The organism is Paenibacillus sp. FSL K6-1230 (genome assembly GCF_038002385.1).
GTDB classification, from domain to species: domain Bacteria; phylum Bacillota; class Bacilli; order Paenibacillales; family Paenibacillaceae; genus Paenibacillus; species Paenibacillus massiliensis.
The window spans coordinates 3107947-3134658 of the sequence record NZ_JBBOCK010000001.1; the positions used below are offsets into that span (position 1 = coordinate 3107947).

Annotated in this window: 31 protein-coding genes, 1 pseudogene and 1 riboswitch; of the genes and pseudogenes, 19 read left to right on the forward strand and 13 right to left on the reverse strand. The window is 44.8% G+C overall.

Going from position 1 to position 26712, the window contains the following annotated elements:
• Positions 1-34: 34 nt before the first annotated feature.
• Positions 35-1366, reverse strand: coding sequence for an APC family permease (locus MKX74_RS13450; RefSeq protein ID WP_341178736.1), 1332 nt, complete (start codon positions 1364-1366; stop codon positions 35-37).
• Positions 1367-1625: 259 nt separating this feature from the next.
• A riboswitch (guanidine-I (ykkC/yxkD leader) is annotated at positions 1626-1731 on the forward strand.
• Positions 1732-1799: 68 nt separating this feature from the next.
• Between MKX74_RS13450 and MKX74_RS13455 the strand changes: the two genes are divergently transcribed.
• From MKX74_RS13455 to MKX74_RS13475, 5 genes are all read left to right on the forward strand, one after another.
• Entirely contained in the window at positions 1800-2522 is a 723-nt protein-coding gene (locus MKX74_RS13455) for an urea amidolyase associated protein UAAP1 (protein ID WP_341178737.1), read from the forward strand.
• Between the two features lies 1 nt (position 2523).
• Positions 2524-3192: an urea amidolyase associated protein UAAP2 gene (locus tag MKX74_RS13460; RefSeq protein ID WP_341178738.1), complete on the forward strand. Its 669-nt coding sequence runs from the start codon at positions 2524-2526 to the stop codon at positions 3190-3192.
• Positions 3185-6808 (forward strand): urea carboxylase, encoded by a 3624-nt coding sequence (uca, locus tag MKX74_RS13465; protein WP_341178739.1) that lies wholly within the window; start codon positions 3185-3187, stop codon positions 6806-6808. The genes MKX74_RS13460 and uca overlap by 8 nt, the downstream gene beginning before the upstream one ends.
• The gene (gene atzF / locus MKX74_RS13470) at positions 6805-8535 is read left to right on the forward strand and encodes an allophanate hydrolase (RefSeq protein WP_341178740.1); all 1731 of its coding nucleotides are present in this window, start codon (positions 6805-6807) and stop codon (positions 8533-8535) included. Before uca ends, atzF begins: the two co-directional genes overlap by 4 nt.
• Before the next feature lie 183 nt (positions 8536-8718).
• The gene (locus tag MKX74_RS13475; protein ID WP_025677271.1) at positions 8719-9309 is read left to right on the forward strand and encodes a GNAT family N-acetyltransferase; all 591 of its coding nucleotides are present in this window, start codon (positions 8719-8721) and stop codon (positions 9307-9309) included.
• A 90-nt stretch (positions 9310-9399) separates the two neighbouring features.
• On the opposite strand, the gene MKX74_RS13480 is transcribed toward MKX74_RS13475, so the two are convergent.
• Positions 9400-10017 carry a GNAT family N-acetyltransferase gene (locus MKX74_RS13480; protein ID WP_025677270.1) on the reverse strand — a complete coding sequence of 206 codons (618 nt, stop codon included), beginning with the start codon at positions 10015-10017 and terminating at the stop codon, positions 9400-9402.
• A gap of 167 nt (positions 10018-10184) precedes the next feature.
• Here MKX74_RS13480 and MKX74_RS13485 point away from each other — a divergent pair, with 167 nt between their 5' ends.
• Positions 10185-11489 carry a helix-turn-helix transcriptional regulator gene (locus MKX74_RS13485; RefSeq protein WP_341178741.1) on the forward strand — a complete coding sequence of 435 codons (1305 nt, stop codon included), beginning with the start codon at positions 10185-10187 and terminating at the stop codon, positions 11487-11489.
• Between the two features lie 178 nt (positions 11490-11667).
• Here MKX74_RS13485 and MKX74_RS13490 read toward each other — a convergent pair whose 3' ends face one another.
• Positions 11668-12219 (reverse strand): TetR/AcrR family transcriptional regulator, encoded by a 552-nt coding sequence (locus MKX74_RS13490; RefSeq protein WP_341180576.1) that lies wholly within the window; start codon positions 12217-12219, stop codon positions 11668-11670.
• A gap of 164 nt (positions 12220-12383) precedes the next feature.
• Between MKX74_RS13490 and MKX74_RS13495 the strand changes: the two genes are divergently transcribed.
• Both MKX74_RS13495 and MKX74_RS13500 read left to right on the forward strand, forming a co-directional pair.
• Complete coding sequence (locus MKX74_RS13495) at positions 12384-13337, forward strand: ketopantoate reductase family protein (protein ID WP_341178742.1); 954 nt, start codon at positions 12384-12386, stop codon at positions 13335-13337.
• Positions 13338-13422: 85 nt separating this feature from the next.
• The gene (locus MKX74_RS13500) at positions 13423-14301 is read left to right on the forward strand and encodes a PhzF family phenazine biosynthesis protein (RefSeq protein WP_341178743.1); all 879 of its coding nucleotides are present in this window, start codon (positions 13423-13425) and stop codon (positions 14299-14301) included.
• A 111-nt stretch (positions 14302-14412) separates the two neighbouring features.
• Here MKX74_RS13500 and MKX74_RS13505 read toward each other — a convergent pair.
• Positions 14413-14562: pseudogene (locus MKX74_RS13505) on the reverse strand (GNAT family N-acetyltransferase); the annotation flags it as partial.
• A 90-nt stretch (positions 14563-14652) separates the two neighbouring features.
• Entirely contained in the window at positions 14653-16047 is a 1395-nt protein-coding gene (gene lpdA, locus MKX74_RS13510) for a dihydrolipoyl dehydrogenase (RefSeq protein ID WP_341178744.1), read from the reverse strand.
• Positions 16048-16242: 195 nt separating this feature from the next.
• Between lpdA and MKX74_RS13515 the strand changes: the two genes are divergently transcribed.
• Both MKX74_RS13515 and MKX74_RS13520 read left to right on the forward strand, forming a co-directional pair.
• Positions 16243-16818: a TetR/AcrR family transcriptional regulator gene (locus MKX74_RS13515; protein WP_341178745.1), complete on the forward strand. Its 576-nt coding sequence runs from the start codon at positions 16243-16245 to the stop codon at positions 16816-16818.
• Between the two features lie 18 nt (positions 16819-16836).
• A complete protein-coding gene (locus MKX74_RS13520) occupies positions 16837-16995 on the forward strand; it encodes a hypothetical protein (RefSeq protein ID WP_341178746.1) in 159 nt (52 codons plus the stop codon).
• Positions 16996-17036: 41 nt separating this feature from the next.
• Here the strand turns inward: MKX74_RS13520 and MKX74_RS13525 are convergent, their stop codons facing one another.
• Positions 17037-17819 carry an SDR family NAD(P)-dependent oxidoreductase gene (locus MKX74_RS13525; RefSeq protein ID WP_341178747.1) on the reverse strand — a complete coding sequence of 261 codons (783 nt, stop codon included), beginning with the start codon at positions 17817-17819 and terminating at the stop codon, positions 17037-17039.
• Positions 17820-18113: 294 nt separating this feature from the next.
• Between MKX74_RS13525 and MKX74_RS13530 the strand changes: the two genes are divergently transcribed.
• Positions 18114-18434: a hypothetical protein gene (locus MKX74_RS13530; protein WP_341178748.1), complete on the forward strand. Its 321-nt coding sequence runs from the start codon at positions 18114-18116 to the stop codon at positions 18432-18434.
• A 170-nt stretch (positions 18435-18604) separates the two neighbouring features.
• Here MKX74_RS13530 and MKX74_RS13535 read toward each other — a convergent pair whose 3' ends face one another.
• Positions 18605-19003, reverse strand: a complete 399-nt coding sequence (locus MKX74_RS13535) for a winged helix-turn-helix transcriptional regulator (protein WP_341178749.1) — start codon at positions 19001-19003, stop codon at positions 18605-18607.
• Positions 19004-19153: 150 nt separating this feature from the next.
• Between MKX74_RS13535 and MKX74_RS13540 the strand changes: the two genes are divergently transcribed.
• The 3 genes from MKX74_RS13540 to MKX74_RS13550 are packed head-to-tail and all read left to right on the forward strand — an operon-like array spanning position 19154 to position 20146.
• A complete protein-coding gene (locus tag MKX74_RS13540; protein WP_341178750.1) occupies positions 19154-19444 on the forward strand; it encodes a nitronate monooxygenase in 291 nt (96 codons plus the stop codon).
• Positions 19445-19448: 4 nt separating this feature from the next.
• Positions 19449-19658: a nitronate monooxygenase gene (locus MKX74_RS13545; protein ID WP_341178751.1), complete on the forward strand. Its 210-nt coding sequence runs from the start codon at positions 19449-19451 to the stop codon at positions 19656-19658.
• A 50-nt stretch (positions 19659-19708) separates the two neighbouring features.
• Entirely contained in the window at positions 19709-20146 is a 438-nt protein-coding gene (locus MKX74_RS13550) for a nitronate monooxygenase (RefSeq protein WP_341180577.1), read from the forward strand.
• 233 nt (positions 20147-20379) lie between these two features.
• On the opposite strand, the gene MKX74_RS13555 is transcribed toward MKX74_RS13550, so the two are convergent.
• The 3 genes from MKX74_RS13555 to MKX74_RS28215 form a co-directional block, all read right to left on the reverse strand.
• Positions 20380-20949: a TetR/AcrR family transcriptional regulator gene (locus MKX74_RS13555; protein WP_341178752.1), complete on the reverse strand. Its 570-nt coding sequence runs from the start codon at positions 20947-20949 to the stop codon at positions 20380-20382.
• A complete protein-coding gene (locus MKX74_RS13560) occupies positions 20946-21164 on the reverse strand; it encodes a DUF1348 family protein (protein WP_341178753.1) in 219 nt (72 codons plus the stop codon). Before MKX74_RS13560 ends, MKX74_RS13555 begins: the two co-directional genes overlap by 4 nt.
• A gap of 114 nt (positions 21165-21278) precedes the next feature.
• On the reverse strand, positions 21279-21473 hold the full coding sequence (locus MKX74_RS28215; protein WP_445667269.1) for a helix-turn-helix domain-containing protein: 195 nt from the start codon (positions 21471-21473) through the stop codon (positions 21279-21281).
• Between MKX74_RS28215 and MKX74_RS28220 the strand changes: the two genes are divergently transcribed.
• The 5 genes from MKX74_RS28220 to MKX74_RS13580 all read left to right on the forward strand — a co-directional run bounded on the left by MKX74_RS28220 (position 21444) and on the right by MKX74_RS13580 (position 24740).
• Complete coding sequence (locus MKX74_RS28220; protein WP_445667270.1) at positions 21444-21686, forward strand: heme-binding protein; 243 nt, start codon at positions 21444-21446, stop codon at positions 21684-21686. The two genes, MKX74_RS28215 and MKX74_RS28220, sit on opposite strands and share 30 nt — an antisense overlap.
• A 21-nt stretch (positions 21687-21707) precedes the next feature.
• Complete coding sequence (locus tag MKX74_RS13565) at positions 21708-22019, forward strand: Dabb family protein (RefSeq protein ID WP_341178754.1); 312 nt, start codon at positions 21708-21710, stop codon at positions 22017-22019.
• Positions 22020-22136: 117 nt separating this feature from the next.
• Positions 22137-23018 carry a nucleoside hydrolase gene (locus MKX74_RS13570; protein ID WP_341178755.1) on the forward strand — a complete coding sequence of 294 codons (882 nt, stop codon included), beginning with the start codon at positions 22137-22139 and terminating at the stop codon, positions 23016-23018.
• A 374-nt stretch (positions 23019-23392) separates the two neighbouring features.
• Complete coding sequence (locus MKX74_RS13575; protein WP_341178756.1) at positions 23393-24094, forward strand: SDR family NAD(P)-dependent oxidoreductase; 702 nt, start codon at positions 23393-23395, stop codon at positions 24092-24094.
• 199 nt (positions 24095-24293) lie between these two features.
• On the forward strand, positions 24294-24740 hold the full coding sequence (locus MKX74_RS13580) for a MarR family winged helix-turn-helix transcriptional regulator (RefSeq protein WP_445667271.1): 447 nt from the start codon (positions 24294-24296) through the stop codon (positions 24738-24740).
• Between the two features lie 147 nt (positions 24741-24887).
• Here MKX74_RS13580 and MKX74_RS13585 read toward each other — a convergent pair whose 3' ends face one another.
• The 3 genes from MKX74_RS13585 to MKX74_RS13595 form a co-directional block, all read right to left on the reverse strand.
• Positions 24888-25169, reverse strand: a complete 282-nt coding sequence (locus tag MKX74_RS13585; RefSeq protein WP_028591985.1) for a GNAT family N-acetyltransferase — start codon at positions 25167-25169, stop codon at positions 24888-24890.
• Between the two features lie 3 nt (positions 25170-25172).
• Complete coding sequence (locus MKX74_RS13590; RefSeq protein WP_341178758.1) at positions 25173-25415, reverse strand: (4Fe-4S)-binding protein; 243 nt, start codon at positions 25413-25415, stop codon at positions 25173-25175.
• Between the two features lie 493 nt (positions 25416-25908).
• Positions 25909-26547, reverse strand: coding sequence for a nitroreductase family protein (locus MKX74_RS13595; RefSeq protein ID WP_028591987.1), 639 nt, complete (start codon positions 26545-26547; stop codon positions 25909-25911).
• Positions 26548-26712: the final 165 nt, after the last annotated feature.

A 26712-nucleotide genomic window follows, 5' to 3' on the forward strand; every position in this document is an offset into this window, starting at 1 on the left:
TGGTTGGCTCGTTTTACCTGATCGCATATCCCGCTCACATCGCCTCTTCAATCTCAGGTAATGAGTTGTGGATTGAAGCAGATCTCATTCGGTGATTCATATACAGAAGCAGGCCTAGCACAATCCATCCGGTGCCAAGAAGAAGAGAGGAAGCCCCCAGTTGAGTGATGAGATATAGAATGAACATGGCTCCCAACAAGGGGAAAATCATTCGAACAATCCAATCCTGCAAACTGCGTCTTTTCTGACGAATGATATAATGCCCGATGACAGAGAGATTCACGAATAGAAAGGCTGTTAGTGCACCAAAGCTGACAAACATGATAGCCGTCTCCAGACTGATGAATAAGGCCGCGAGGGAAATAACACTGACGAGCACAATATTGAACACAGGCGTGCGGAATTTGGGGTGAATAGAACTGAATTTCCGGGGCAGCAAGGAGGATCTGCCCATGACAAACAGCAGCCTGGAGACAGTTGTCATAGAAGACATGCCTTGCGCAAGCACGGAGAAAATAACGACAAAGGTGAACATGGAGGCAAGGGTTCCTCCGCCTATAACTTGCATTAACTCAAATCCAGCTGAGTCCATATGGGCAAACGTAAAGGAAGGATACATCTGTTGAATTAAATAGGCTGTTGCGAAATACATAATACCAGCGATACTAACGATGATCAGAATGGCACGGGGTATCGTTTTTTCCGGTTGTCTCGTTTCTTCTGCCATCGTCGTGATGGAATCGAAGCCAAGGAAAGAAAAACAGACGAGAGAAGCACCAGCCAGTATGGCTGAGAAGGGAACGCCTTCTACGGAATGAAGAGGATTAAGTCCCATAGTCACCCCTTGTGTCACGGCTTTGTATACAAGAAAGGCACAAAAACCTGCTATAAAAATGATTTGCATCAGCACAAATATCTTGTTGACGTTTGCGGACGTTTTGATGCCGATCACATTGATGATCATCACAATAAGGGTAAGGAGCACAATCCAGACGGGAGAAGGAATGGAAGGAAATTGGGCATGAAGATTAATGCCAAACATCAGTACAGCTACAATACAGGAGAACAGATAATCGAGCAGAATCACCCAACCGACTAGAAAGCCGATAAATGGGTTCATTGCCTGGCTTACATAGGTGTATGCCGAACCGGACACCGGAAAAGCCTTGGCCATTTGTCCATAGCTGCCTGCAGTAAACAGAATAGCTACAAAAGCAAGAACGTATGCAGCCAGCAGCATCCCCTGAGAACCCTCATGAAGGACACCAAAGCTCGTGAAAAATATCATGGGAGACATCCAGGCTAGTCCCATGGTCACCACATGGCTTAAGGAGAGATTTCTTTTTAGTGTTAGTTTTTGTGACATAATAAACCTCCTTCGAAATCAAAAATGATATGCAGTTTTCCCGTGTCATGATATTTCACATTTTTACAGGCGTTTTAGTAAAAATCAAGCTATTTTTTTGAGCATATACGTACGTTCAGTCATTTTCTATAGTAGTTTTTTCGTCATTTTGAGAAAAACATGCCATGAGTCTAAGCGAAAGTGATATTTTTTAAGATTGTTTTCAAAAAACTATTGTGATTTGTGATATTGAGTGTTAGTATTCATAACATAAATTTCATAAAATGTTTTCTAGGGTTCCGAACCAAACTTTGGTTGACTGGTCCGAGAGAAAACGCATTGGGTGCATTACCTAATGTACACGGCGGGAAAAAAGCCCGGGAGAATCAATCAAAGAGCAATCTTTGATGTTTCTCTCGGGCTTTTTTATATTTTTCTACAGGAGGAATGAACAATGACAGCATTATTCACGATGACTATGCAGCCTGGCAGCAAATGGTCTGCCCATGTAGGAAGAGGAAAAGCGATCACATTAACAGCAACAGGAGCTCGTGCGAATGTATCCGCATTGTTATTCCATGCACAAGATCCGGCAGAACGCTACAATATGCCTGATACCCTGAAAGCCCAACACACCGCTTATTTGACGACAGGCAACGTACTGATGAGTGATCAAGGGAGGGTGCTGGCTTCCATTACGGAGGATACGGTAGGCTGGCATGATCCTTTATCCGGATATACCACTCGTGAGGCGACGGATCGAAAATATGGAATTACCACATATCAGGACCAGCGCAACGACTGGTTGAGAAGCGGGGAAGAGAACTTTAAGGTCGAGCTGTTCCGGCATCAACTGTCGCCTCGTGACATCGCGGTTCCGGTTAACTTTTTCTCAAAGGTTGTGTGCGAACTGGATGGAACAATGAAGTACACATGGCAAGAGACAACAGCACGGTCTGTGACGATCCGCACGGAAATGGATATGTTGCTGGTGCTATCAAATACACCTCACCCGCTTGATCCTTCAGCACACTACCCAAATACCTCGATTATCGTATCGGTGACAGATGCCGAGCCCGTTTCTGAAGAGGACCCCTGTGTGCTTCACTGTGGAGAGAACCAAAGAGCTTTTGAAAATACATGGAATGCTTATGCTTTGCTAAAGGGGGTCAACTAACATGAATACTCCTCAACTTATAGAGAGCCAATTGCCGACGGAAAAAGCCATATATGAGCACGTGATCCCAGCTGGTGATGGCTGGCTACATGATCTTCGGCCAGGCCAAGTTCTTCGCATCGTTGATATGGAGGGCAATCAGGCCGTCGACACGCTGTTCTATTCTACTGAAGATCCGACTGACCATTACAGCGCAATTCGCACAATTACCCGTCAGGGAAATCTGTATTTGACGACAGGTTCGACTCTGCTCGCTGAATCGGGCCAAGAGCTGCTGCGGATTACGGCTGATACCTGCGGAAGGCATGACACGATCGGCGGTGCCTGCTCGGCACAGAGTAATACCGTCCGCTACGCCCATGATAAGCTCTCGATGCACAACTGTCGTGATACCTTCATGCTAATGCTCTCACAGCGGGATGAATATACCAAGCGGGATCTCGCCCCTAACGTCAACTTTTTCATGAATGTGCCTGTTACACCAGAAGGCGAGCTAACCTTTGCAGATGGCATATCGGCACCAGGTCGTTACGTTGAATTAGTTGCGCTGGCCCCCGTGACCGTTCTGATTAGCAACTGTCCACAGTTGAACAATCCATGTAATGCCTATAACCCCACTCCAGCCAAAGTGCTTATCTGGGATGCAGAAGGAGGTAACGCCGATGTTTAAAAAAGTATTGATCGCCAATCGCGGTGCCATTGCCGTACGCATCATTCGGACTCTACGTCAGATGGGTATTTCCAGTGTAGCCATCTACACCAAGGCGGACCGCGACAGCCTGCATGTCGAGCTTGCAGACGAAGCTGTGCTCATTGGTGAGGGGCCGGCAAGAGAGAGCTACGTCAATGCCGAATTGGTCCTCAAGACTGCCAAGGAGGCAGGGGCTGATGCTATACATCCCGGTTATGGATTTTTGAGCGAGAACGCAGCCTTTGCCAGAGCGTGTGCGGAGCAGGGCATTACATTTATTGGCCCTTCTCCTGAACACATTGAGCTATTTGGCTTGAAGCATACGGCAAGGGCCATGGCAGCAGAAGCTGACGTACCTTTGCTGCCTGGCACAGGCCTGATGCATTCTCTGGATGAAGCGGTTCAGCAGGCCAGAGAAATTGGCTATCCCGTGATGCTGAAATCGACTGCTGGTGGTGGAGGAATTGGCATGCGGATCTGTGAGCAGGAGGAGGTGCTGAGGGAAGCATTTGAATCCGTATCTCGCTTGGCATCAGCCAATTTTAATGATGGTGGTGTATTCCTCGAAAAGTACATTGCGCGGGCACGTCACGTTGAGGTTCAAATTTTCGGTACAGGTAACGGTGAAGCCGTAGCTTTGGGGGAACGGGACTGCTCGGTACAACGGCGCAATCAGAAAATCATTGAGGAGACCCCGGCTCCATGCTTACCGGATGCAGTGCGACAGGAGATGCTTGAATGTGCCAGACGACTGGCGATTTCTGCAGGCTACCGCAATGCTGGAACGGTGGAATTCCTGTATGATCCCGATGGGCAGCAATTTTACTTCCTGGAGGTAAATACAAGACTTCAGGTAGAGCATGGGGTGACAGAAGAGGTACTAGGCATCGATTTGGTGGAATGGATGGTCAAGGAAGCCGCGAATGAGACCGAATCATTGAACATCTCAACTCCTTCACCAACGGGGCATAGTCTTCAGGTACGCTTGTACGCCGAGGATTGCATGAATGATTTTCGGCCGAGCGATGGACGTATTGATGCAATTCAATGGCCCGAAGATGTGAGAATTGAGAGCTGGATTCAACCTGGATTGAATGTGACTACACTGTATGATCCGATGCTGGCTAAAATCATTGTGCACGCCAACACGCGCAGCGAAGTAATTGACAAAATGAAGGATGCACTCCTTCAGCTTCGGGTGTATGGCGTAACGACCAATCAGTCCTATATAGAAGCATTTTTACACACCGTTTCCTTCGAGAATGGGGAAGTGCATACCCGAATGCTTTCTGACTTTAAACCACTGGAGTGTACCATTGAAGTGTTGGACGGCGGTATTCAGACCACGGTACAGGACTGTCCTGGAAGAATTGGCTACTGGGATATCGGTGTGCCCCCATCCGGACCGATGGATCAGCTTGCTTTTCGTATTGGCAACAGATTGCTTGGCAATGATGCACATGCGTCTGGACTTGAAATGACACTACGCGGGGGAGCATATCGCTTCAGAGACGAAATCATCTTCTGCCTGACAGGAGCTGATATGAAGGCCGAACTGGATGGTGTGATTGTTGAGCCATATACGCCGACAGTTGCCTCTCCAGGCTCGGTGCTTACTCTTGGTGAAGCCAGACAGGGCCTGCGGACATACTTGCTCGTGGCCGGGGGGCTGGATATGCCGCTCACGCTTGGTAGTGCAGCAACCTTTACTTTGGGTGGATTCGGTGGTCATCGTGGTAGTGCATTGCGCACTGGTGTCATTCTGCGAGTACATGATGTAAAAGGAAAGGAGCAGGTCACGCTTGCTCCCCTCACAGCCGATTGCAGACCGAAGTACAACAATGAATGGACGATTGGCGTGATACCTGGACCACACTGTACGGATGAATACGTGCTTCCTGCTTATCTGGACCAGTTGACCGAGACTACATGGGAGGTACATTTCAACAGCTCCAGAACAGGCATCAGATTGATTGGTCCTGCTCCGCTGTGGGCGAGAACCGACGGCGGTGATGCAGGGCTGCATCCTTCTAATATTCATGACAACGCCTATGCTGTCGGTGCATTGGATTTGACGGGCGACATGCCAATCCTGCTAGGACCAGACGGTCCGAGTCTTGGAGGGTTCGTCTGCCCGGTAACAACGGCGACCGCTGAATTATGGAAGCTCGGACAACTAAGCCCTGGCGACATGGTCCGCTTCAGACTTGTAACTGTTGAGGAAGCCGAGCAATTACGAGCGGCACAAGAGCTTTATCTAAAGGAGCTTGACGTACAGCCAATGCTGCCCGCTCTCCCCGCAACATCTACTGGTGAGTATATGCCGATTCTAGCCCAAGCGGTAGAAGGTAGACGCTTCCCTATCACTATACGCTGCTCTGGTGATGAGAACATTCTGGTCGAGTACGGGGAGCGCGAGTTGAACCTGTTATACCGATTCCAGGCTTACGTGCTCATGGAAGCGATCAAAGAAAAGGGGAACATTCCTTATATCGAGCTGACGCCAGGTATTCGATCACTGCAAATCCATCTGGATGCGTCCCGTATGACGGTAAAAGAAGCGGCTAGCCTGATCATGGAGCTGGACCTGCAGCTTCCGGAGCTGGAGAGCATTGAAGTGCCTTCACGGATTGTCAAATTACCACTGTCATGGGATGACCCGGCAACCCAGCTTGCCATTGAGCGATACCAGCAAAATGTTAGACCCGATGCGCCATGGTGCCCAAGCAACCTGGAGTTCATCCGGCGTATGAACGGACTCGGATCGCTGGAAGAGGTTGCTGAAATCGTGTTTAACGCCTCCTATCTCGTCATGGGGCTGGGAGATGTATACCTTGGTGCGCCAGTGGCTGTACCACTGGACCCGCGACATCGACTTGTAACCACCAAGTATAATCCGGCGCGGACGTGGACTCCGGAAAATGCCGTCGGCATTGGTGGTGCGTATCTCTGCGTGTATGGTATGGAGGGCCCTGGCGGATATCAGTTCGTCGGACGCACGGTACAAATGTGGAACTCGTTCAGAGAAACAGGCAATTTCGAGGCAGGCAAGCCATGGCTGCTACAGTTCTTTGATCAGCTTCAATTTTATCCAGTGTCAGAAGCAGAGCTTCTCAACATGCGTGAGGAATTCCCGCGGGGAGGTTTTACTTTGGAGGTCGAAGAGACCACATTCCATTTGGGCACGTATCTGGATTGGCTGGGAACCATCGAACAGGAATCTGGCATTTTCCGGCAGCAGCAGCAGAGCGCATTCCAAGCGGAACGGAATTACTGGAAGGAGCTCGGAATCGCAGAATATGTATCTGAGCCTGAAGTAGCGGCAACCTTGGAGGAAGTGGAGATGCCTGAAGGCAGTCTGGGCATGAGCAGCTCGATGTCGGGTAGCGTATGGAAAGTATTAGTAGAGCCAGGCCAGGAGGTTCGAAAAGGTGACACCATTATAATAGAAGAAAGTATGAAAATGGAGTTCCCACAGCTCGCTCCGACAGATGGAAAGATCGCTTCAATATATGTCTCACCGGGTGATCAGATCAAGTCAGGAGACTGGATCGCTGCCATCATTCCAACGACCAAGGAGGAGGTTAAGCTATGACGGTGAATGCCATTCCGAACACCATGTCGATCCATGCACTCCGTAACGGCTATCTTCGAGGTAGCTTCACACCTTCGGAGGTGGTGGAGAGCATCATCCAGCGCGCAAGTAACACCAAGGACTACCATGTCTGGATCACGCCGCCGTCCCTGGAGCTTATTGCTCCGTATCTGGAGAAGCTTCAACATATGTGCATGACAGAATATCCACTATGGGGCATCCCTTTTGCCATCAAAGACAACATCGCGGTTCAAGGGTGGCCTCTCACGGCAGGATGCCCTGAATTCGCAGCGGTCTCCGAGCAACATGCCATAGTCGTGGAAAGGCTAATTGCTGCTGGTGCCGTTCCTGTCGGTAAAACCAATCTTGATCAATTCGCCACCGGGTTGGTCGGTACGAGAAGCCCTTATGGGGATACACATAACGCCTTACGTCCCGAACTGATCAGCGGAGGTTCAAGCTCTGGTTCGGCGGTAGCGGTAGCACTTGGTCAAGCAGCCTTCTCACTTGGCACGGATACAGCCGGTTCGGGCCGGATTCCGGCAGCGTTGCATGGTCTCGTTGGCTATAAGCCTGCTGTAGGCGCATGGCCATCCACGGGCCTAGTACCTGCATGCCGTAGCATTGACTGCATCACCGTATTTGCTTATGAGCTGGAAGACGCTGTTTCCGTGGACCGGATCGTGCGAGGACCACATGCTGAAGATGCTTTCTCAAGATCGCGCCCTGTGGGTCCATCTCGCGCACCTGCCAAGTGGTTGCTACCCAAGGGAGAGCTAACATTTTATGGTCCATTTGCAAAAGAGTACGAGGCGGCTTGGCACACGGTCAAACAAACATTACTGCAGTCAGGGTTATATGTTGAGGAGGTTGATATCTCTCTATTGCAAGAAGCCGCAACACTTCTGTACGAAGGACCACTTGTAGCTGAACGATGGGCTGACCTGGAATCATTCGTCGAGTTGCATCCTGGTGCACTGTTACCTGTAACGGAGAATATCCTTCGAACAGGCAGCAAGGAGATGCATACAGCTACTGCATTATTTCGTGCACAGCACCGATTGGCTGAAATTCAGCGCATTACAAAAGAATTGCTGCAAGAGGCCATTTTGGTGCTGCCTACTTGTGGGGGAACATGGACGAGAGAACAGGTGCAGAAGGACCCCATTCATACGAATAGTCAGATGGGACTATACACGAATCATTGCAATTTGCTCGATTTGAGTGCGCTTGCGATTCCCGCAGGGGAGGTAGCGGAGAACACGCCTTTTGGAATAACTCTCTTCACATTACCTGAGCAGGAAGCCTCCATGCTTGAAGCCGCTAAGATGTTCAGACAGAATCAGGCTCGTATTCTGGTCGCTGTCTGTGGCCTGCATATGAGAGGCATGTTATTGGAAGCTCAGATGACGGGCCTGGGAGCTACTTTTGTGGAGGAAGCCCGCACAGCTCCCGCATATCGCCTGTACCAACTGAATACGAGTCCAGCAAAGCCAGGTCTGGTTCATACATTGGAAGATGGTGCAGCCATTGATCTGGAGCTATGGAGTATACCCGTTACCTCCTTTGGTGTATTTACAGCAGCCATTCCAGCTCCGCTAGGGATAGGTAAGATTCTGCTTCAAGATGGCAGGGTGGTGTCGGGCTTCATTTGTGAGGCCTCAGCTATAGAGACTGCGGTGGACATTACACATCTTGGCGGCTGGAGAAAGGCAGTATCCATTTGAAAGGGTATTTTTATACACGTATTCTTCATTCCCACTAAAAGTCGCTATTATAGCGGCTTTTTTCACTTTAGGGGAACAGGACAGCCCTTGGATAAATCAGGTTAACGTAGTAAAATAACTCAGGATATCGTTTCACGCATCGTTGTGAATGAACAAGTAACTATAAAACAGAGGAGACCGAGCATGAGTGATCCATTTGCATTTGATTTATTTCCGTTAATCCAGACCGAACGATTCATTCTCCGGGCACCCGAGGACAAGGACAGTCAGGATCTATTGGCATTATATTCGGATGAAGCTGTGGTGCAATATATGCCGTTTGCTCCCTTCGAATCTGAAGAGGATGCTAGGGGAGAGATGAGCTGGTATGCGAAGATTTTCAAGGAACAGACGGGTCTGCGCTGGATGATTGAAGACCGTGAGTCCTGTCGTGTAATTGGAACGTGTGGGTTTCTGAATTATGAAAATGTACATAACCGTGCAGAGGTCGGATACGATCTGCATTCCGACTACTGGGGCCGCGGCGTTATGACGGAAGTGGCTCGTGCTGTACTGCATTTTGGATTCATGCGCATGCAGTTGAACAAGATCGAAGCAAAGGTTGAACCGGAGAATGAGGCATCCATTCGTCTGCTGCACAAGCTTGGTTTTCAACAGGAAGGTGTACTTCGTCAGCATGAGTTTGAGAAAGGCAGGTACATTGATCTTGCGGTGTTCGCACAATTAAAAAGTGAAATGTCGAAGTACATATGCGCATCGCATTCCATTTTCTGATTTTGGGAGCTCTTTATATTCTTAATTGTTAGAAACGAAGAAAGCAGCTGATTAACATGATCAGCTGCTTTTGTTCAAGTAACGTGCAGATTAGGTCGTGGTAGTGAACTCTAAACATTTTTGCATAAATATCACCTTTTTGAAACCAGCTTTTACAGTAAATGAGCTGGATTTAAGTTCTTTTTTGATAATATAACCGAAACGTTCATATAATTTTTGTGCTGACGGATTAGTATCAACAACCTCTAGATTTATTTTAGTGATTTGCATATCTTTTGCGAGTTGCTCTACCTTGTTTAATAGCAACTTCCCTATTCCATTGCCACGAGCTTTTACAGACACAGCAATAGGGTCAATATGCAATATATTTTCATTGTATAAATGGAACCTTAAATAAAACGTATAAAATAAAAATCGCCAAATCGCTATGAATGGAGAGTAAACATTCCGAAAAGCGTTATAATTCGCAGGTGTAAAAGCTTTTTTTCCTATATTGTATCCTAGAAATCCAATTACTTCTTCATTTCTTATGGCATATATACCTTGTTCAAATTGAATAGATTGAGATAATAGCTCAACTGCCTGCTCTCTAGTTTTTGCATAAAACCATAGATGTTTTACTTTCAATGGAAAAGCTTCGTAAAATAAATTTGCAACTTGTTCTTGTTGTTGTGGATTAAGCTTCGATGTGATTTCAATTTGATTCAATGATTTCTCCCCCAATTCTTGATTTTAAATTTCATTGTTGTTATGTATTTCATTTTCCTCAAATGAAGACGAGTGAACAATTCACATTTCTTTGAGTTGTTGGTACATTTCTTAGACTCATTTATTTGCTGCTTATTAATATTTGAATTGAGAGGAGGAAATAAAAGATGAGTAGTAAACGTTTTTTGGGCCAAAATACTCCCTTAAAAGCGCAGCTTCTAAGAGTCAAAGATGAACCGTTTCGGTGGGATAATTCCATTGAAGTAGTGATTGTATTGGAAGGTAGCGTTCATGTTGCAATTGCAGACGAGGGCAGGAAATTAGGGGTCGGTGCAATAGAAATTTTCAATATCAATCAAGTTCACCGTCTATTTCAGACTAATGAAAATAATTTAGTACTCCAGATAAATATAGATGCTGAATTCGCAAAAGAGTATTGCCCGGATATATCAAAAATCTGGTTTGCGCATGAATTTAGCCCTGGTACCTATCTAGGGTTAGAACGAATAAAAGAAATGAATGAAACAATTTGTACGTTAATATCGCCAATTGTAAACAAGAGTGAGATCCGCTTCTTAGCTCTAATGAACATAACAGAACAATTGTTGGATCTGCTCACTACAAATTTTAATGTCAAAAGAATTTTCGAAGGAAATCCAACCAAGCTGCAACGAATGGAGAAACTATATGAATATTTATTTAATAGTAGGGTCTACACCAACAAGGCATCTTTAAATGATATTGCTAAAATTACAGAGGAGTATTTAAATTTAGATTATTTATCATCACAATTTAAATTGTTAATAGGAGATACGCTGCAAAATTTACTTCATTACTTAAGAATTGAGCACGCGATAAAACTATTATTAACTACAGACAAAAGTCTAGTTGAAATATCAATCGAGAGTGGTTTTTCTTCTCCTAGATATTTTTATCAAAAATTCAATAAAATTTTCCCAGAGGGACCAAAAGAATTTCGCAATGAAAATAAGAAAAAGCATGAGATGCGAGAATACTGTAGGGAAATAATCGATCCAGCATTTGTTCTTCCAAGGCATAATGGGTTATTTTACAGTCACGAAACCATTGGCAGTGAACAAAACAAATGGATTAACCTCGATATATTTGGACCCTATGATCAAAATTCAACTTCTCCGTATTTGATAAAAATATCTGAATTAGTCAAAAACAACTCACATAAGTATCTTAAGATGATTCTTCAGGTTAATAATTTAAGTCCATACAAAATTTTTGGATTTGAAGAAATATCCGATCCTCTAAACAGTGATATTAAAATTCTGACATTGATTATTAAAATATTAAGCGAAAACGATATTCATCCTGTATTTATTGTGAAAGCGAGTAGTGAAGCTATTTCAGAACAGATAGTAACAATACAGCAGCTAATTCAAAAATATTCCCTTACTTATGGGTCAGAGCAATTGAAGGGATGGAGAATTGAAATTCGATGAGGCAGACGAAAGCAGTCTTTAACTCTATTTCCTTAACAAGGATTTAGAGATAACATATGAATCTAGTTGATATAACAGGCTAATTGCCGAAATGGACAAGGACTGGCTTCGATTACCGATTTCGATGCATAGCTAAATGTTGAGTTCAAAACCAAAGATGTCTGGCTTAGATAAGGGTTCACCATAGCTGCAGTCTGGCCTCCAGAATCTTAGTCATCTGTTCGACCATTTCTTCTGGGGTATATGGCATGGATTGGACGATCCACCACTCAATCAACCCCGTGATAGAAACGGATAAGAATTGTGCCAGCACATCTCTTTGGATATCGGTACGCAGTTCCATATGGTTCACCACCACGGTTATATTCGTTTCTATCATCTGCGTCATGCGGTGTCTGAAAGCCGGAATGCCTTTGTTAGTGATCAAAACGCTATAGATTGCTGCATGCTCCTTCAGATACGTGAACGTACGAATCAGCAGATCCTGGGACAGTAAAGTGTCTGCCTCTTCATCCGGTACGCAGCTGTCAGCAAGCATCATCAGATACGTCTCCACACTCTGTTCCAGGAGGTCATATTTGTCTGCAAAATGCAAATAGACCGTTCCGCGGTTGACATTGGCCCGATCCGCAATCCCCTGAATGGTAATCCTTTCAAAATCCTGCTCCCCCAGCAGCCCTATGAACGCTTGCATAATCATTTGTCTTGATCGCATAATACGTCGATCCATAATCTTCCCCTCTTTCTTGAACACATCCAGCATCCGTTGTTCATTTCTCAACAAAAGCGAATGTTATTAGCCATTGCGCTTGCATCCATTCGAATGATACCTTGATTGTAGTACACAGATGTTAGATATTCAACAACTGTTAATTGTAGGAGGAGAGGATGTAATTGAATATACTCGTGTACGGTGCAGGTGTGCAAGGAAGCTATCTGGCGCATGTCCTCATACGGGGAGGGCATGACGTGACCGTGTTGGCAAGAGGAAAACGAGCAGAGGAACTAGAACAGTCTGGACTGGTCATCCGACATTACCTTCAGCGCAAGACAACCGTCGATCCGGTTCGTGTGATTCGAACACTGGAGCCAGGTGACGCGTATGACCTGATCTTCGTCACCATGAAATTTTCAGATTTCGAGGCTGTGCTGCCGATCCTCGCAGACAACGATAGCCGTCATATCGTACTAGTCGGCAACAATATGGATACTTATGCTATGCAGGACTATCTGAGCAAATCTGGGCGCTCTCCCAAGCAGGTCGCATTTGGATTCCAGACTACCGGGGGTACACGTGCGAACGGGCAAGCCATTTGCATACGTGCCGGCCACGGGCAGATGGTCATCGGGGGATTAAACGGGGCTATTCCCTTCGAATCCCTGCTGGAGCAGGCATTCATGCGAACCAAGTACAAGCTCAACCATCATCATCAGATCGATGCCTGGCTGAAAAATCACATGGTGTTGGTCGTGCCTATGAACATGGTCATTCTGTTCCATCGCTTCCAGATGAAACAGATTGTCCGGGACGACAAGCGAATGCGTCAGTTGGTGGCCGCGATGGGGGAGGGCTTCCGCGTACTGGATTCATTAGGGTATCCGCTGACCCCAGCGGCGCAAGCATCTTGGATTACGCGCCATCCACGCTTAACCCGCTGGGCCATGAAGCTTTTCTTCGCGCTCCCGGTGAGCCGATTGATTGATGGGACGGCAGTAGAGCTCAAGGCACTGATTGAGGCATTTACTGAGGAGAGAGCCAAGTCGGATGTGCCTACCCCGAGCTGGGATGCGTTGGAGGCGGAGTTGCTTATCCAATTTCAACATGAAAGAAAAAAAGAATACCCATGAGTTCATATTTCTGTGGAGCATGGTATATTGATACGTGCAATAATACATGTGGTTTTATTGGATTGAAGAAGGGGAAGAACGGAATATGAATGTGGAAGTGTATACGTTACATGCGTTTGTGAAAGGTGAGCGTGGCGGTAATCCTGCAGGCGTAGTCTTGGACGATAGCCTTTCACTGGATGCTGCTGAAATGCAGCTCATAGCGAAGGAAGTGGGCTACTCCGAGACAGCCTTTGTGGAGAAATCCATGATAGCGAATTACAAAATCCGCTATTTCACCCCCGTCAACGAGGTTGATCTGTGTGGGCACGCCACGATTGCTGCATTTGGACTCATGCATTCGCTGGGCCTGGCTAAAGCAGGAGCCTCCTATACGATTGAAACCAAAGCAGGAATTTTGGAGGTGGATATTAGCTCTGAAGGTCTTGTTTACTTAGCACAGGCTTTACCACAGTTTCATGAAAAGATAGCCTGTGAGGAAATCGCTCCATCCTTGGGGATAGAGCCTGAGGTTCTGAGAACCGCGTTGCCCATCCAGATTGTCTCGACGGGGCTGCGGGACATTTTAATCCCGATCCGCACCAGGAAGCTCTTGAATGAGGTTCAGCCAAATTTTGACGCCATAACCGCCATTACCGAAAAATATGATGTGGTTGGATATCATTTGTTCACGATGGATACGCCAGACCATGCTGTTGCAGAATGCCGTAATTTTGCTCCACTTTATGAAATTCCTGAGGAAAGCGCGACAGGAACATCCAACGGTGCCTTGCTCAGCTATTTGTTCCGACATGGTCAGCGATCTATGGGGGAAGTGGAGCAGGTCACCTTCAGTCAGGGGTATTCGATGGATTGCCCTTCCGAAATCAAAGCAGGATTGCTCCTGGACGATCGCGGTGAAATCAAACAGGTCCGGGTTGGCGGTGCAGTAGCTGGTATGGAACGAAGACAGATCATGATTTAAACGGACCAGCACACCTGTTGATTGGAAAGGATGAGAACTTGCAATCATAGAACCAGATTGAAGGAATGTGGCTCAAGCAGCCTGCTGGCAGGCTGCTTATGTGTGTTACGATCAACGATGTCTAGTTAACCATTCTGACTGGAGAACCGCATACTGATACTCATCTACCCAATTTCCTTTTGACATGTAATTTTGCAACAGATGTCCTTCGCGTCTCATACCTAAACGTTCTAGAACTCGAATGGATTTTTCGTTTCGTAGATGGATGACCGTTGTCCTTGCGATTCTCGAAGTATCTATAATCCAAGCCATCCTATCTCTCCCTATTTGTCGTTTCTCATAAAACTAGGATTATTGGCTTGAGAGCTTTTCCATCTTACGATTGGCATGCTCTGCGGCCTCCATAATGACTTCGCCCAACGTCGGGTGAGGATGGATCGTCATGGCCAAATCCTCAACAGTTGCTCCCATCTCGATGGCCAAGGCAAGCTCAGATATAAGGGTAGATGCTTCAGCACCCACAATCTGTGCTCCTAATACAAGGCCAGATGCTTGATGCGCTATAATTTTCACAACACCTGCTGGCTCCTTCAAAGCTAATGCTCGGCCATTAATAGAGAATGCAGATTTTCCAACGACAACTGGAATTGATTGTTGCTTGCATTCGGTTTCATTGAGGCCAACACTAGCCAATTCCGGACTGGAGAACACCACAAGCGGAATCGCCTTGTAGTCGACAATGGAAGGCTTGCCTGCGATGGCTTCTGCAGCAATCTTCGCCTCATAGGAAGCTTTGTGAGCCAGAGCGGGTCCCTGGATAATATCACCGATGGCATAAATATGCGGAATGGACGTTCTGCACTGATCGTCGATTTCAATCAGTCCTTGGGCTGTACAGGGCAGACCGATGCGTTCTAGACCCAATTCCCTATCCGTATTGGGTGTTCTTCCGACAGTAATCAGTGCATATTCCGCTTGAACCGTGCAGCGCTCATCCTGATGTGAATAGTGAAGCTCAAGATGGTGTGCATGCTGATCAGCGCCTACGACGTTGGCGCCTGTAACGATCGTTATTCCATCTTCTTCAAGTTGACGAACTACAGGAGCAACAAGTTCACCTTCAAATCCTGGCAGCACTTGGCCACCCCCTTCAAGAATCGTTACTTTCGTACCGAACTTGGCGAACATCTGCCCTAGCTCTACTCCGATATAGCCACCACCAACTATAGCAAGACTGTCAGGAATGTGAGGGAGAGATAGCGCTTCTGTGGAGGATAAGATACGGCCACCGAAGGGAAGGGACTTGATTTCGATCGGACGAGAGCCTGTTGCCAATATTACATGCTTGAAGGTAATTTGCTGCTCACTTGAATCGGCATGATGAATGACAGCAGTATGCAGGTCGATTAAGCTTGCTTCGCCTTCAATCACTGTGATTCCCGCTGTTTTCAACAAAAAACGGATGCCCCCAGATTGTTTATTAACAACAGCTCGTTTGAATGCCTGAGCCTCATCGAAAGAAGCCCCCCTTTGAACATCGCCCCATTGCCTGCGAAGCGCAAAACGTTCAGCTTCAGCGATTAACGCCTTGGAAGGAATGCAGCCTACGTGGGTGCATACTCCACCTAATTGATTACGTTCTACAATGGCTGTCTTCATCCCAAGCTGTGATGAGCGTAACGCGGCCATATAACCCCCCGGCCCTGATCCAATAACTAATGTGTCTACTGTCTCGAAGTGAATCATGTACTGCACCTCCAAGTAAAATATGATGACCGTAATATATTATAATCATCATATTTTAAAAGAGTCAATACTATGCTGTTGCTCGCAGCTGCGCTAAATAAGAGACATGCCAATAAATTGACACCTAATTATATGATGGATATAATATTTTAATCGAATGAAGGATTTGAATGCAGTTGAAGGAGATGAAGAGGGATGCCTTATCCACAAGGCCATAAGATAAAAGTTCGACAATATATCATTACGAGTGCGGCTAAAGCGTTTCGATCGAATGGAATCCGTAACATCAGTCTCCCTTACATCATGAAGGGAGCAGGATTGACACATGGAGGGTTTTACTCCCATTTCGCGAACAAAGAGCAGCTTGTGATTGAGGCATGCCATTTTGCCATTAACGATACAATAGAGATGTTGCAAAGCGTGGCTGACAAAAAAGAAGACCAGCCTAAAATTGAGGCTATTATTGATTTTTATTTAAGCCCCTTGCATCGTGATCAGACGGAAATCGGCTGTATTTTACCAGCGTTATCAGGGGAAATTCCTCAATTATCCGAAGAGGTGCGACAAGCCTTCACCCATGAATTACAGAGATTTATTGAATTTATAACCGATATGGCAACTGTGGATGGAGCTACAGGCTATGCGTTGGTAAGCAGCATGGTCGGCACGCTTGCTCTGGCACGTGCGGTCAGTGATTCCAAGCTTAGTGATGAATTGCTGATGTCAGGCCAAAAACAGGCAAAACTAATCATAGAGGCTGCCGAACGTTGAATTTAAGGAGTTGATAACATGTTAATCAGAGAAGCCAGCGATTTATTACTTCAACATGCTGTGGCCAAACTAGGAACGCCAACTACATTAAAATGTGTCTCCGAAAATGATAAAGGAGACCAAGTTCTTCTCGCCAAGCCGAGAACAAGAACTTGGTTCCCTAACAAGGGACTTTAGCGAACTACGCTTATTAAAATATATAACTACAGCATCGTTTTTTATAATACGGGGGATGTACCACCGTCTATGTTCACGGCAGTTCCTGTTACATAGGAGGCTGCTCCTGACACAAGAAAAGCAATCACTTTTGCCGCCTCGTCTGTCTGACCAATTCGCTGGAGTGGGATGCCATGAATCGGGTCGGAAGCGAACTCCTCCCAGCTTTGTTCTGGTGCGGAAACCTTCCACTTCCGCTCAATCTGATCGCTACGAATTAGACCGATACACACGGCATTAACACGAATATTGTCCTTGGCGAGGTCCTTGCTCATGGCCTTCGTGAGGGCAAGTCCTGCCGCACGGCTGACTGATGTTGGCAAAGACGACGCAGATGGTGCCTTACCTGCCGTCGCCGTCACATTAAGGATGGAACCACCGCCTCTTTGACGCATATAAGGAACTGCCGCCTTAGAACTATGAACTGCTCCTAACAATTTCAAATCCAAATCTGAAGTCCAGCTTTCGGTGCTGACCTCTTCAAAGCGATTAGCTGCTGCGGTTCCAGCATTGTTAACCAAGATATCTAGTCCGCCGAAATGTTCTACAGTCTGCTCCACCGCACGTCGTACCTCTGCTTCTATTGAAATATCTGCAGTGATGACTAGCGCATCTGCCCCTGTAGTCTCCTTAATACGCTGCGCCGCGACTTGAAGAGGACCTTCGTTGCGGGCTACAATTGCCACCATTGCGCCTTCCGCTGCTAGAATAACTGCTGTCTCTAATCCGATCCCTTTGCTGCCACCTGTAATTAGTGCTATTTTATCTTTCAATCCTAAATCCATTCATTTCTCCCCCTAAATGTCTAGACTAATTAGAATTACGATTTTCGTTAGAGGCAACCTAATTTTTACATTATAGCACAGATAGAACTATACTTATCTTCATTATCTTCCGATGGAAAGAACCATTTCTTCCGGCGTATACGCATGGATTGAATGCCCTACCACTAATTAACCATCAGATACGTCTTCACGCTCTGCTGGAAGAGTCATATTTTATCTGCTCCTCATTTGACTGGAAATTTACGTATCCGTTAGAATAGTCATAGCGAGTAGGTGGAATCCGAGGTGATAAGCGTGAGTATATTAAGATATAGTTATCCGACGATGTTAAAAAGAAGTAAAAGCTTGTCTTATCAACAGCAAGTTCATTCCATGACAACGGTACTAATAAATTTTTTAGTGGAGCACAAGTTAATTGTTATAGAACCTTTCCAAGAAGATGGATCGCTCAGGGACGATTTGGTACTACGAAGCTCTGATTTAACTGATTTAGGAAATGAATTCTTCAAAGAGGTGTTCCCTAAATGGTCTGTATATATTGATCGTGGCGGAGATATTCAAAAAACAACCATTCTGTTAAAGGGATTAAACAAGCTACAGAGCAAATGCGGGTGAATTGTCGAGGGACAAGTACATATTCTCATTGAAGTCGCTATGGTAGCGGCTTTTTTTATGTTTTCGGTACAAATTCATATTCCGAGTAGACTCACGAACTTGTACCGATTTCTGCAATGGACAGGAACAGCACGATAACAGATTAGAGGTGTACATACACAAAATTCACATTAGATTTCATCAGTAGTACTACTGATTTTAGTATTATTTATATCTTGTATTTCTCCATGCTTCTCTCCAAACCTCTCCATCATCTCTAAAATAGGTAAGAAGTCGCGTCCTTTCTCAGACAGGGAATATTCTACTCGTGGCGGAACCTCAGGAAATACTTCCCTTACAATAAATCCGTTCTCCTCTAATTCTTTTAACTGTTTGGTCAAAGATCCCTGAGAAATACTACTGAGAAATGATTTAATCTCATGGAACCGTCGTTTTTGATTCTTCAAAAACCATATAATAAGAAATTTCCAGCGTCCTGAAAGCACGTTCTGTGTGTAAGCCATCCCAAAAATCATAGGATGATGTTCCTTAAACTCCCTGTGAAATCCATCCTTGCATATTCGCGTCATACATTCTGTCCTTCCTTAAACATCTATTAGTACTAAAAATGCGACTATGTCCATTATTATTGCCTTCTTCTAAAACATAGAGGTCTCAATTATTATAAAAGACATTGATTGCTTCCTCAATCTAGGTTATGTAGAAAGGTGATTATAAATATGAACAGGATTACCAAGCTGTTAGGCACAGAATTTCCCATTATCTCAGCAGCAATGAATTGGGTGACCTCAGCAGCGTTTGTCGCAGCCGTTAGCAATGCCGGAGGGATGGGTGTACTCGGACCCAACGCAGGCCAAACACAAAATCCAAAAAGTATGGAAGAGTATGCGGAAAATGTGCGAAATGAGATTCGTAAAGTGAAGAAGTTGACCGATAAGAGCTTTGCAGTAAATTACGTATTTCCCTTCAACGAAAATGATATACAACCCATTTACTACTTTACTTTTTAATATTTTGCTTGAAGAAGAGGTGAACTATGTTGTCGCCATTGGAACCAAGATGATCGCCAGCGAAATGAAAAAATTGAAAGAACACGGAATAATCGTCTTATATAGACCTATTACACCAACAGTAGAAAACATTATGGAAGCTGAACAACATGGAGCTGATGCCGTAATTGTTACAGGCAGCGAAGCAGGTGGACATATTAGCGAAATAATGTAAGTCTTTTTACACTTTTACCCCAAGTAACGGCCGCTGTTAGTGTACCGGTAATTGCTGCTGGTGGAATCATTGATGGTCGTGGAGCCAAGGCAGCCTTTGCAATGGGAGCAGAGGGGGTATATATGGGAACTCGATTCATAGCGACTGTAGAAAACCCGGCTAGCGCTGCTGCAAAGAAAGCCATCATCGGAGTAAAAAGTGAAGAAATGATTGAGCTCGCGGAAGCACACGAAAGAACTATTCCAACACCAGCTGGAGTAATGGCTTATCACTTAATCCAGGAAGGGCAGGCTGAAGAGGCGATTCCTTACCATAAAAACGGGTATAAAGAGGCTCTTCTTTTGGGGAACTTAGATCATGGCACTATTAGTGTTTCTCCATCAGCAGGGGGAATCAAAGAGATTAGCTCGTGTGAACAAGTAATACAAGAAATCGCAAGTTACATGATGGCCTCTGAACATGATGCATCTGTTCTTCATAAGAATTGACGGTGTAAGGGGGTATTTGTCAGTAAAATGCAAATAGACCGTTCCACGGTAGAGGTCGGCTTGATACGCAGCGCAATCCCTTGAAGGGTGAGCCTCTCGAAATCCTGCTCCCCCAGCTATTGACGGCAATGGGGGAGGGAATCGGCTTACTGGATTTATTGGGATACCCGCTGACACAAAGATAAAGCGGTAGCAAGAATCCCTGTTGGCAGCCAGTCGTTGGCTGCTCTCGTTCAAATCTCCTCTATAAATATAGTTACTCGCTCAGTGATTCCTGCTAATGTACGTTCAAAAACGGTCGGATCATGGAGTGCTCGACTAAGTATTAATCCCCCCTGAATACCGCCAACCGTATCTTCGGAGATTTTGATTGCAGCCTCCATAGATGCTCCTATTCGAACAATTGCGGCACATAAGGCATCGATCCATCTTTTAAAATACTCCCGAACTAGTGAAGCGAATCGGTCTCGTGTCTCGTCAAGAGCAAAAGCACCAACAAGACATATTCGTTGACCTGACTGAAAATAAGCATTGACCTCTCGCCACATGTTCTGGATAGCTTCACGGGGCTCGTCCCGTTCAAGCGGCTCAAATATGTGGCTTGTGAACCATTGATCAATGTGTGCGAGAATCTCAGCGGCCATCTCATCTTTTCCCCCAGGAAAGAAATGATACAGGCTTCCTTTTGAAAGACGTGTACGGGCTGTAATTTTACTCATGGATGCACCCTCGTAGCCAAGCTCGCGAAATACCTCAGCAACCATAGGAATAACATCGGCCCTTTCGAATACAGTACGAGTCATAGGCCCAGATCGGTAAGACCAGGATGATCATCCCAACGCCGACCGAGCGGCCAATGAATTTTACGTTCGTCTTCGCTAATCGGCATATCATTGATCGAAGCGAGCCTACGCTTCATCAGACTACCGGCAGCAACCTCACAATTCTCGTTCCCATACGCCATCTGGATTTTATGAATTGCGGATTCGCGGCTAAATGGGGGAGTGATTGTACTCAATAAAATCTCCTCGCCTTCTGTTTCATTTGGTATAGTATAAAACGATCGGTTTAGGAGTGCAAGCTAAACTGGATATATATAATAAGCACAAGCAGGCTCCTAACCTAGTTGTGCTTATTGGATATAATCTCTTATTCCATATTTATCGCGAAATTGCTTAGGTGTAAGTTGAGTGATTAATTTGAAGTTTTTGCCGAAATGACTTTGGGAGCAAAATCCGAGGTTGGTCGCAATCTCACTATATGAATATTTAGAATACATTAATAAATTGCAGTAGATATGTCCAAAGGGAGGCAGCAAATTTTCCATGCAGCCTTAGAAGGAATGACCCCGGATCACGCCGAATGGCTAAGAAGGAAGACAAATACGGTGTATCGCTTTCATAGCAGCACTTTAAAGCTTCATCTCCGTTTGAAAGAGCATAATAAGACGTTAACCGAGGTTTTTCAAGTAGATCCATATGATTATGTGGATGATGGAGGCGGGTTTCCAATTCACGTATTGCCCATCACTACAATATGAATGAATAAAGGAGCGATATCAATGGGAAAAGAGCAAATCATCCATTCTGTTGTATTTTCACTTCAACACGAGAAGGGCTCAGCTGAAGAAGCACAGTTCCTGCATGATGGTAAAACCATGTTAAGCAGCATACCTACGGTGAACAATTTCCAGGTGTTTCGTGAAATCAGTCCCAAGAATCATTTTGATTTTGGATTTTCTATGGTATTTAACAGTAAAGAAGATTATGAAATGTATAACGTACATCCTATGCACATTGAATTTGTATCCGAGCGGTGGGAGAAGGAAGTTACACAGTTTATGGAAATTGACTATGGAGTCCTTGAATCGTAAGACACCCATGGTCTAGGGTCAGTTACATGTTCCCACGGAAAGTCGCTATTTAGCGGCTTTTTGCTTTCAATGCTTTGGGACAGATCGGGCTAATTGCTAATACAGGAGGATCCATACATGAAGAAAATACTGCTTGATACCGATATTGGCGGCGATATTGACGATGCCCTTTGTCTGGCCTATTTATTAAAAGAGCCGCAGTGTAACTTAGTTGGCATTACAACAGTGTGTGGAGAACCGGAGAAGCGGGCAGCCATTGCCAGTGCCATCTGTAAAACCGTTAAAAGGGATATTCCGATTGTTGCGGGGTTGGATACAACGTTGCAGCCTGTCCCTGTATATCCGACTCCGGACGGTGCGACGGCATTGCCGAACTGGGAACATGATATCTATGAAAAATCGGATGCGCCTGCATTTATGTATGAGATGATCAGGGATAATCCACATGAGATTGTGTTACTCGGCATAGGAAACATGACCAATATTGCAACGTTGTTTAATACATATCCCGACGCCCCGTCTCTGTTAAGAGGACTCTATATGATGAATGGATATTTTGGCCAAGAGGAATTGCCGGAAGCCTACTACAATTGGAACTCATGGGCTGACCCGCTCGCATCCCACATTGTTTTTGCTTCCAAAGTAGCGATCAACCGGGCCATTACGCTTGAAATCACAGACAAATTGACCATAGAGGCAGCCAAGGCGGGAAAGCTATTACTTGCGAATTCCGATTTGATGAAAGCCGTATTTGATTTTGGCAATTCGTGGCTTGAAAGTTCGAATAAGTTGACATTACATGACCCATTGGCCGCGGTTTGTATTTTTCATCCTGATGTTTGTCAATTTGAAAAAGGATTTGTTCGCGTTGAAACCCGTGAGGAAGCCTTTATGGGAGGCACTTCATTTCAACCGGCTCAACATGGAAACGTGGAACTTTCACGAGAAGTAGATAAGGAACGTTTCTATCAAATCTTGTCATCCACATTAAACAGTTAAAACCGTGACGACACCGTGTAGGAGTTGTATTGCTATCCAATTATTCTTTTTTCTCGAATTTGCTTATCGATTATTATGTTGCTCAATTAAAAAAATGGATTACTAGAGAAGAGCCTTCTCAAGGAATTATGATAGACTCTATAGTTAAAAAAATATTTAAAGCAATTGTCTAAATCAAGGAGGCAGCCGATCTACTACATGATTGGTTGCCTTTATTCATGTACTGACCAGCTTACTTACTTTATAAAAAAAGCTTGCCATAAAAGATGATTTATCATAAACTGTTGATGAATCAACATTGATACATCAACGGTATGGAAGGAAACTTACGGAGCAGTGAATTTAAGATTGCCCGTAGCAAAGGAGAAACACAGATGACAAAGACAGCATTAGTAACGGGTTCGAATAAAGGGATTGGATATGAGATCGCAAAAAGGTTGTTAGAAGCAGGGTATCGCGTTTTAGTTGGAGCACGTGATCAGGAGCGGGGAGATACGGCGGTAGCTTCACTTCGAGCTTTTGGTGATGCACATTTGCTATTGTTAGACGTAGCTGATTTACACAGTATTGAGAATGCAGTAGCAACGATTACGCAGAATTACACAGATTTATCGCTACTGGTGAACAATGCTGGTATTCCAGGCGATATGCATAAGGTTGGATGGGAATTTACTGTAGAGGATCTTCAAGCCACTCATGAAGTTAACTTCATCGGTCCTTTTGCGCTCTCAAAAGGCTTGCTCCCGCTACTGATTGCCAATGAGGGCATTATTCAAAATATCAGTATACCTATTGAGCCGTTACCTTACTTCAATGCATTTGCCTATACAACATCCAAAGCTCCCTTGAATGTCATGACCAAGTCTTGGGGAATGAGTTTTGAGAAGGAGAATATCCCTGTGGAGATTTTCACCGTGATGCCTGGAGCAGTTACAACAGATTTGAACGGAAATATGACAGGAGATTTTGTAAAAACACCTGCTCAAGCAGCGGAGTTAATCGTTAATTTTGTTTTGGATGATGAGAACCACAATGGACAGGTGATTAATTATGACGGTACGCTGTCCGTGTACTAAGTAATATTTGTTGCAAAGCCCTCTTTCTACTTGAGAGAGGGCTTTTAGGCTTTGAATGAGAAGGATGGTCGCCCCAGCGACAGAAAAACATGTTTATTCAGTGGTATAGGACAGCGTACTTGTAAAAAAAGAAAATAAATTGTATATTGTCTAATACATTGCAAGTAGGTTGCAGTCCAATATTAATACGAAAGATGTGATGGTTTTGAGCAAAGATTGGTCACAGGAGTCGAAGTTGTTATACGAAATGTACCGTGTAAACAACGCCATAAATACTACATTTGATGCATACATCAGCATCAGCCAATCTCGCTTTGAAATACTCGCATTAATATATCAAGAGATTGAAATAAGTCAAGGTGATCTACAAAAGAAAGTGACGCTTGATAAGGCAGCTGTCGCCAGACATCTCAAACAGCTCGAAGACAATAAGATCGTATCACGAAGAAAAAAAGAAGGGGATAATCGTATCATTTTAGTCCAATTAACGGACGAAGGAAGAAAATTGATTGAATCCTCACAAAAGGAAAAAGAGTATTTTGCCAAGGAGCTATTAACTGAAATTAATGATGCCGAGCTAACTGTGCTTAGAAAAATATTAGCGCAATTAAACAAAAATGTTGAACAATTGAAGGAAAACGTTTGATAGATCGTATACAGTAACTTTCTTATTGAATATAACTAGAGCAGGGTCGCTATTTTTGAGCAGACACTTAAGAAGAGCCTGAAGGGGACGAGGAAGTCTCGTACTCTCAGGCTCTTTTTTCTGATTACTACCCTAATTAGATTGTTGTTATTTATTGAGAACATCCGCGTATTCAGGAATACGATCGAAACGTCCCTTGGCGAACGGGCATAAAGGTAAAATCTTAATACCGTTTTCCCGTGCGTATTCCACCATGGCTTTGAGAAGCTTATCGCCAAGTCCTTGTCCCCGGTAAGCATTTTCGACCAAAGTGTGATCAATAATGTACAGCTCCGGACTTGAGATTACATACGTCATCACTGCGGCAATGTCGCCGTTATCTTGAATAAGAAATCGTTTGTTAGCCGTTTCATGTTCTACGTTATGCATGCTTCAGCCTTCTTTCCTTGTTGAATATTCGTCATCCAGGCGTCTATACGTCAGCGCTCCACTTGGACATGTGTCAATGTGCCGGGCAATGGCCTCTGACGTATCGCCATCGGGATTAATCCAGGGACGCTTGCTCAAATCAAAAACACCAGGAAGGCCCTTTACGCAAATACCCGAATGGATGCATACCTCAGAATTAAACATCACTTCGATATCTTTACCGTAGTATACTTTCTGTTTACTCATAATTCCTTCACATCTTTCACATTTGAGTTTGTTTAAGAGACCCAGATCCATGAATTAGACTTCGTATTGGCACTCGTCTCATGCATGATCTGCCTTGGCTCTCGATGTCCGAATTATAAAGAGGAATCGCTAATAAGTCAACGCGACAAATCTCCCAATGTTTCGTCCCAACTCCGTCTGTAGTAATAGGCTTGAACTTCACCTTGATGAGACAGATAAGCAAATTTCAGGGCTCTAGCCTAAATACATTGCGAGCTTATGCATTGCAACTCAAGAAACTGGTTACGGATCTGGGGATGTGGGGGCGGCAACACTTAGAAGTTCAACCAATCTGAAGCAGTTCGGTCATTCGATGGGCAGCTGATCAAAGTGATCAGCTGTCTTTTCATATGATTCTCTATTCTAAACGAGTAATAAATAAGTTGTGTAGTTAAGGAACCAAGGGCTTGTCTGTTTGAAAACAAGCCCTTGGTTCCTGCTGTTGTTCGTTTTTTTACACCCAAGTAGCCACTTCATCTACAGGTAAACGATAAGATTGATGGCCCTCTTTAACTCCTTTCCCAATCGTAATTAACATAACCGTAGGGTAACGTTCCTTATCTAAAGCGAATACGTCATTGATTCTCGAACGATCGTAACCACCAATAGCGTTGGTATCATATCCATGTGCTCGTGCAACCAACATGAGCTGCATGGACACGAGCCCCGTGTCTAATGTGTTAAAATGGCGTAATTCAGATTCAGGCATGTTGGCATACCCGGGTTTTACAGTATTTAACTGTAAGTCTCTGATGTCTTCAGGTTTGTATCCAAGCTCAACTTCCTTGTTCAAAATGCGCTCCATGTTTTCAATATGCTGCATATCCATGAACACCGCAATGACAGCTGCTGCAGTTTTAATTTGCTTTTGATTATACATAACGAGTGGAGCAAGCTTTTCTTTACCTTCATCACTCTCAATAATTAGAAAGCGCCAAGGCTGTAAGTTAATAGATGATGGCGCACGTGTAGCCTCTTGCAAAATCTCGGTCATTTCCTCGTGGCTGATTTTAACCTCAGGGTCGTAAACCTTTACGGTGCGACGACCAAATACGATTTCGTTAAAATCGTTAGTTTTTTGATATTTCCCCATATTAAATAATCCTCCTTGAATCTATCGCTTAATCGAAGTCATATCTCCATTATGGACTCCTTGACTACGGACTCATCTTAATGCATAGTATCTTGTAATGGAAGTAGTTACATTTTTATAACATAGTCACAAAAAAAGAACCTTTGGGAAGATTGGTGATGTTGA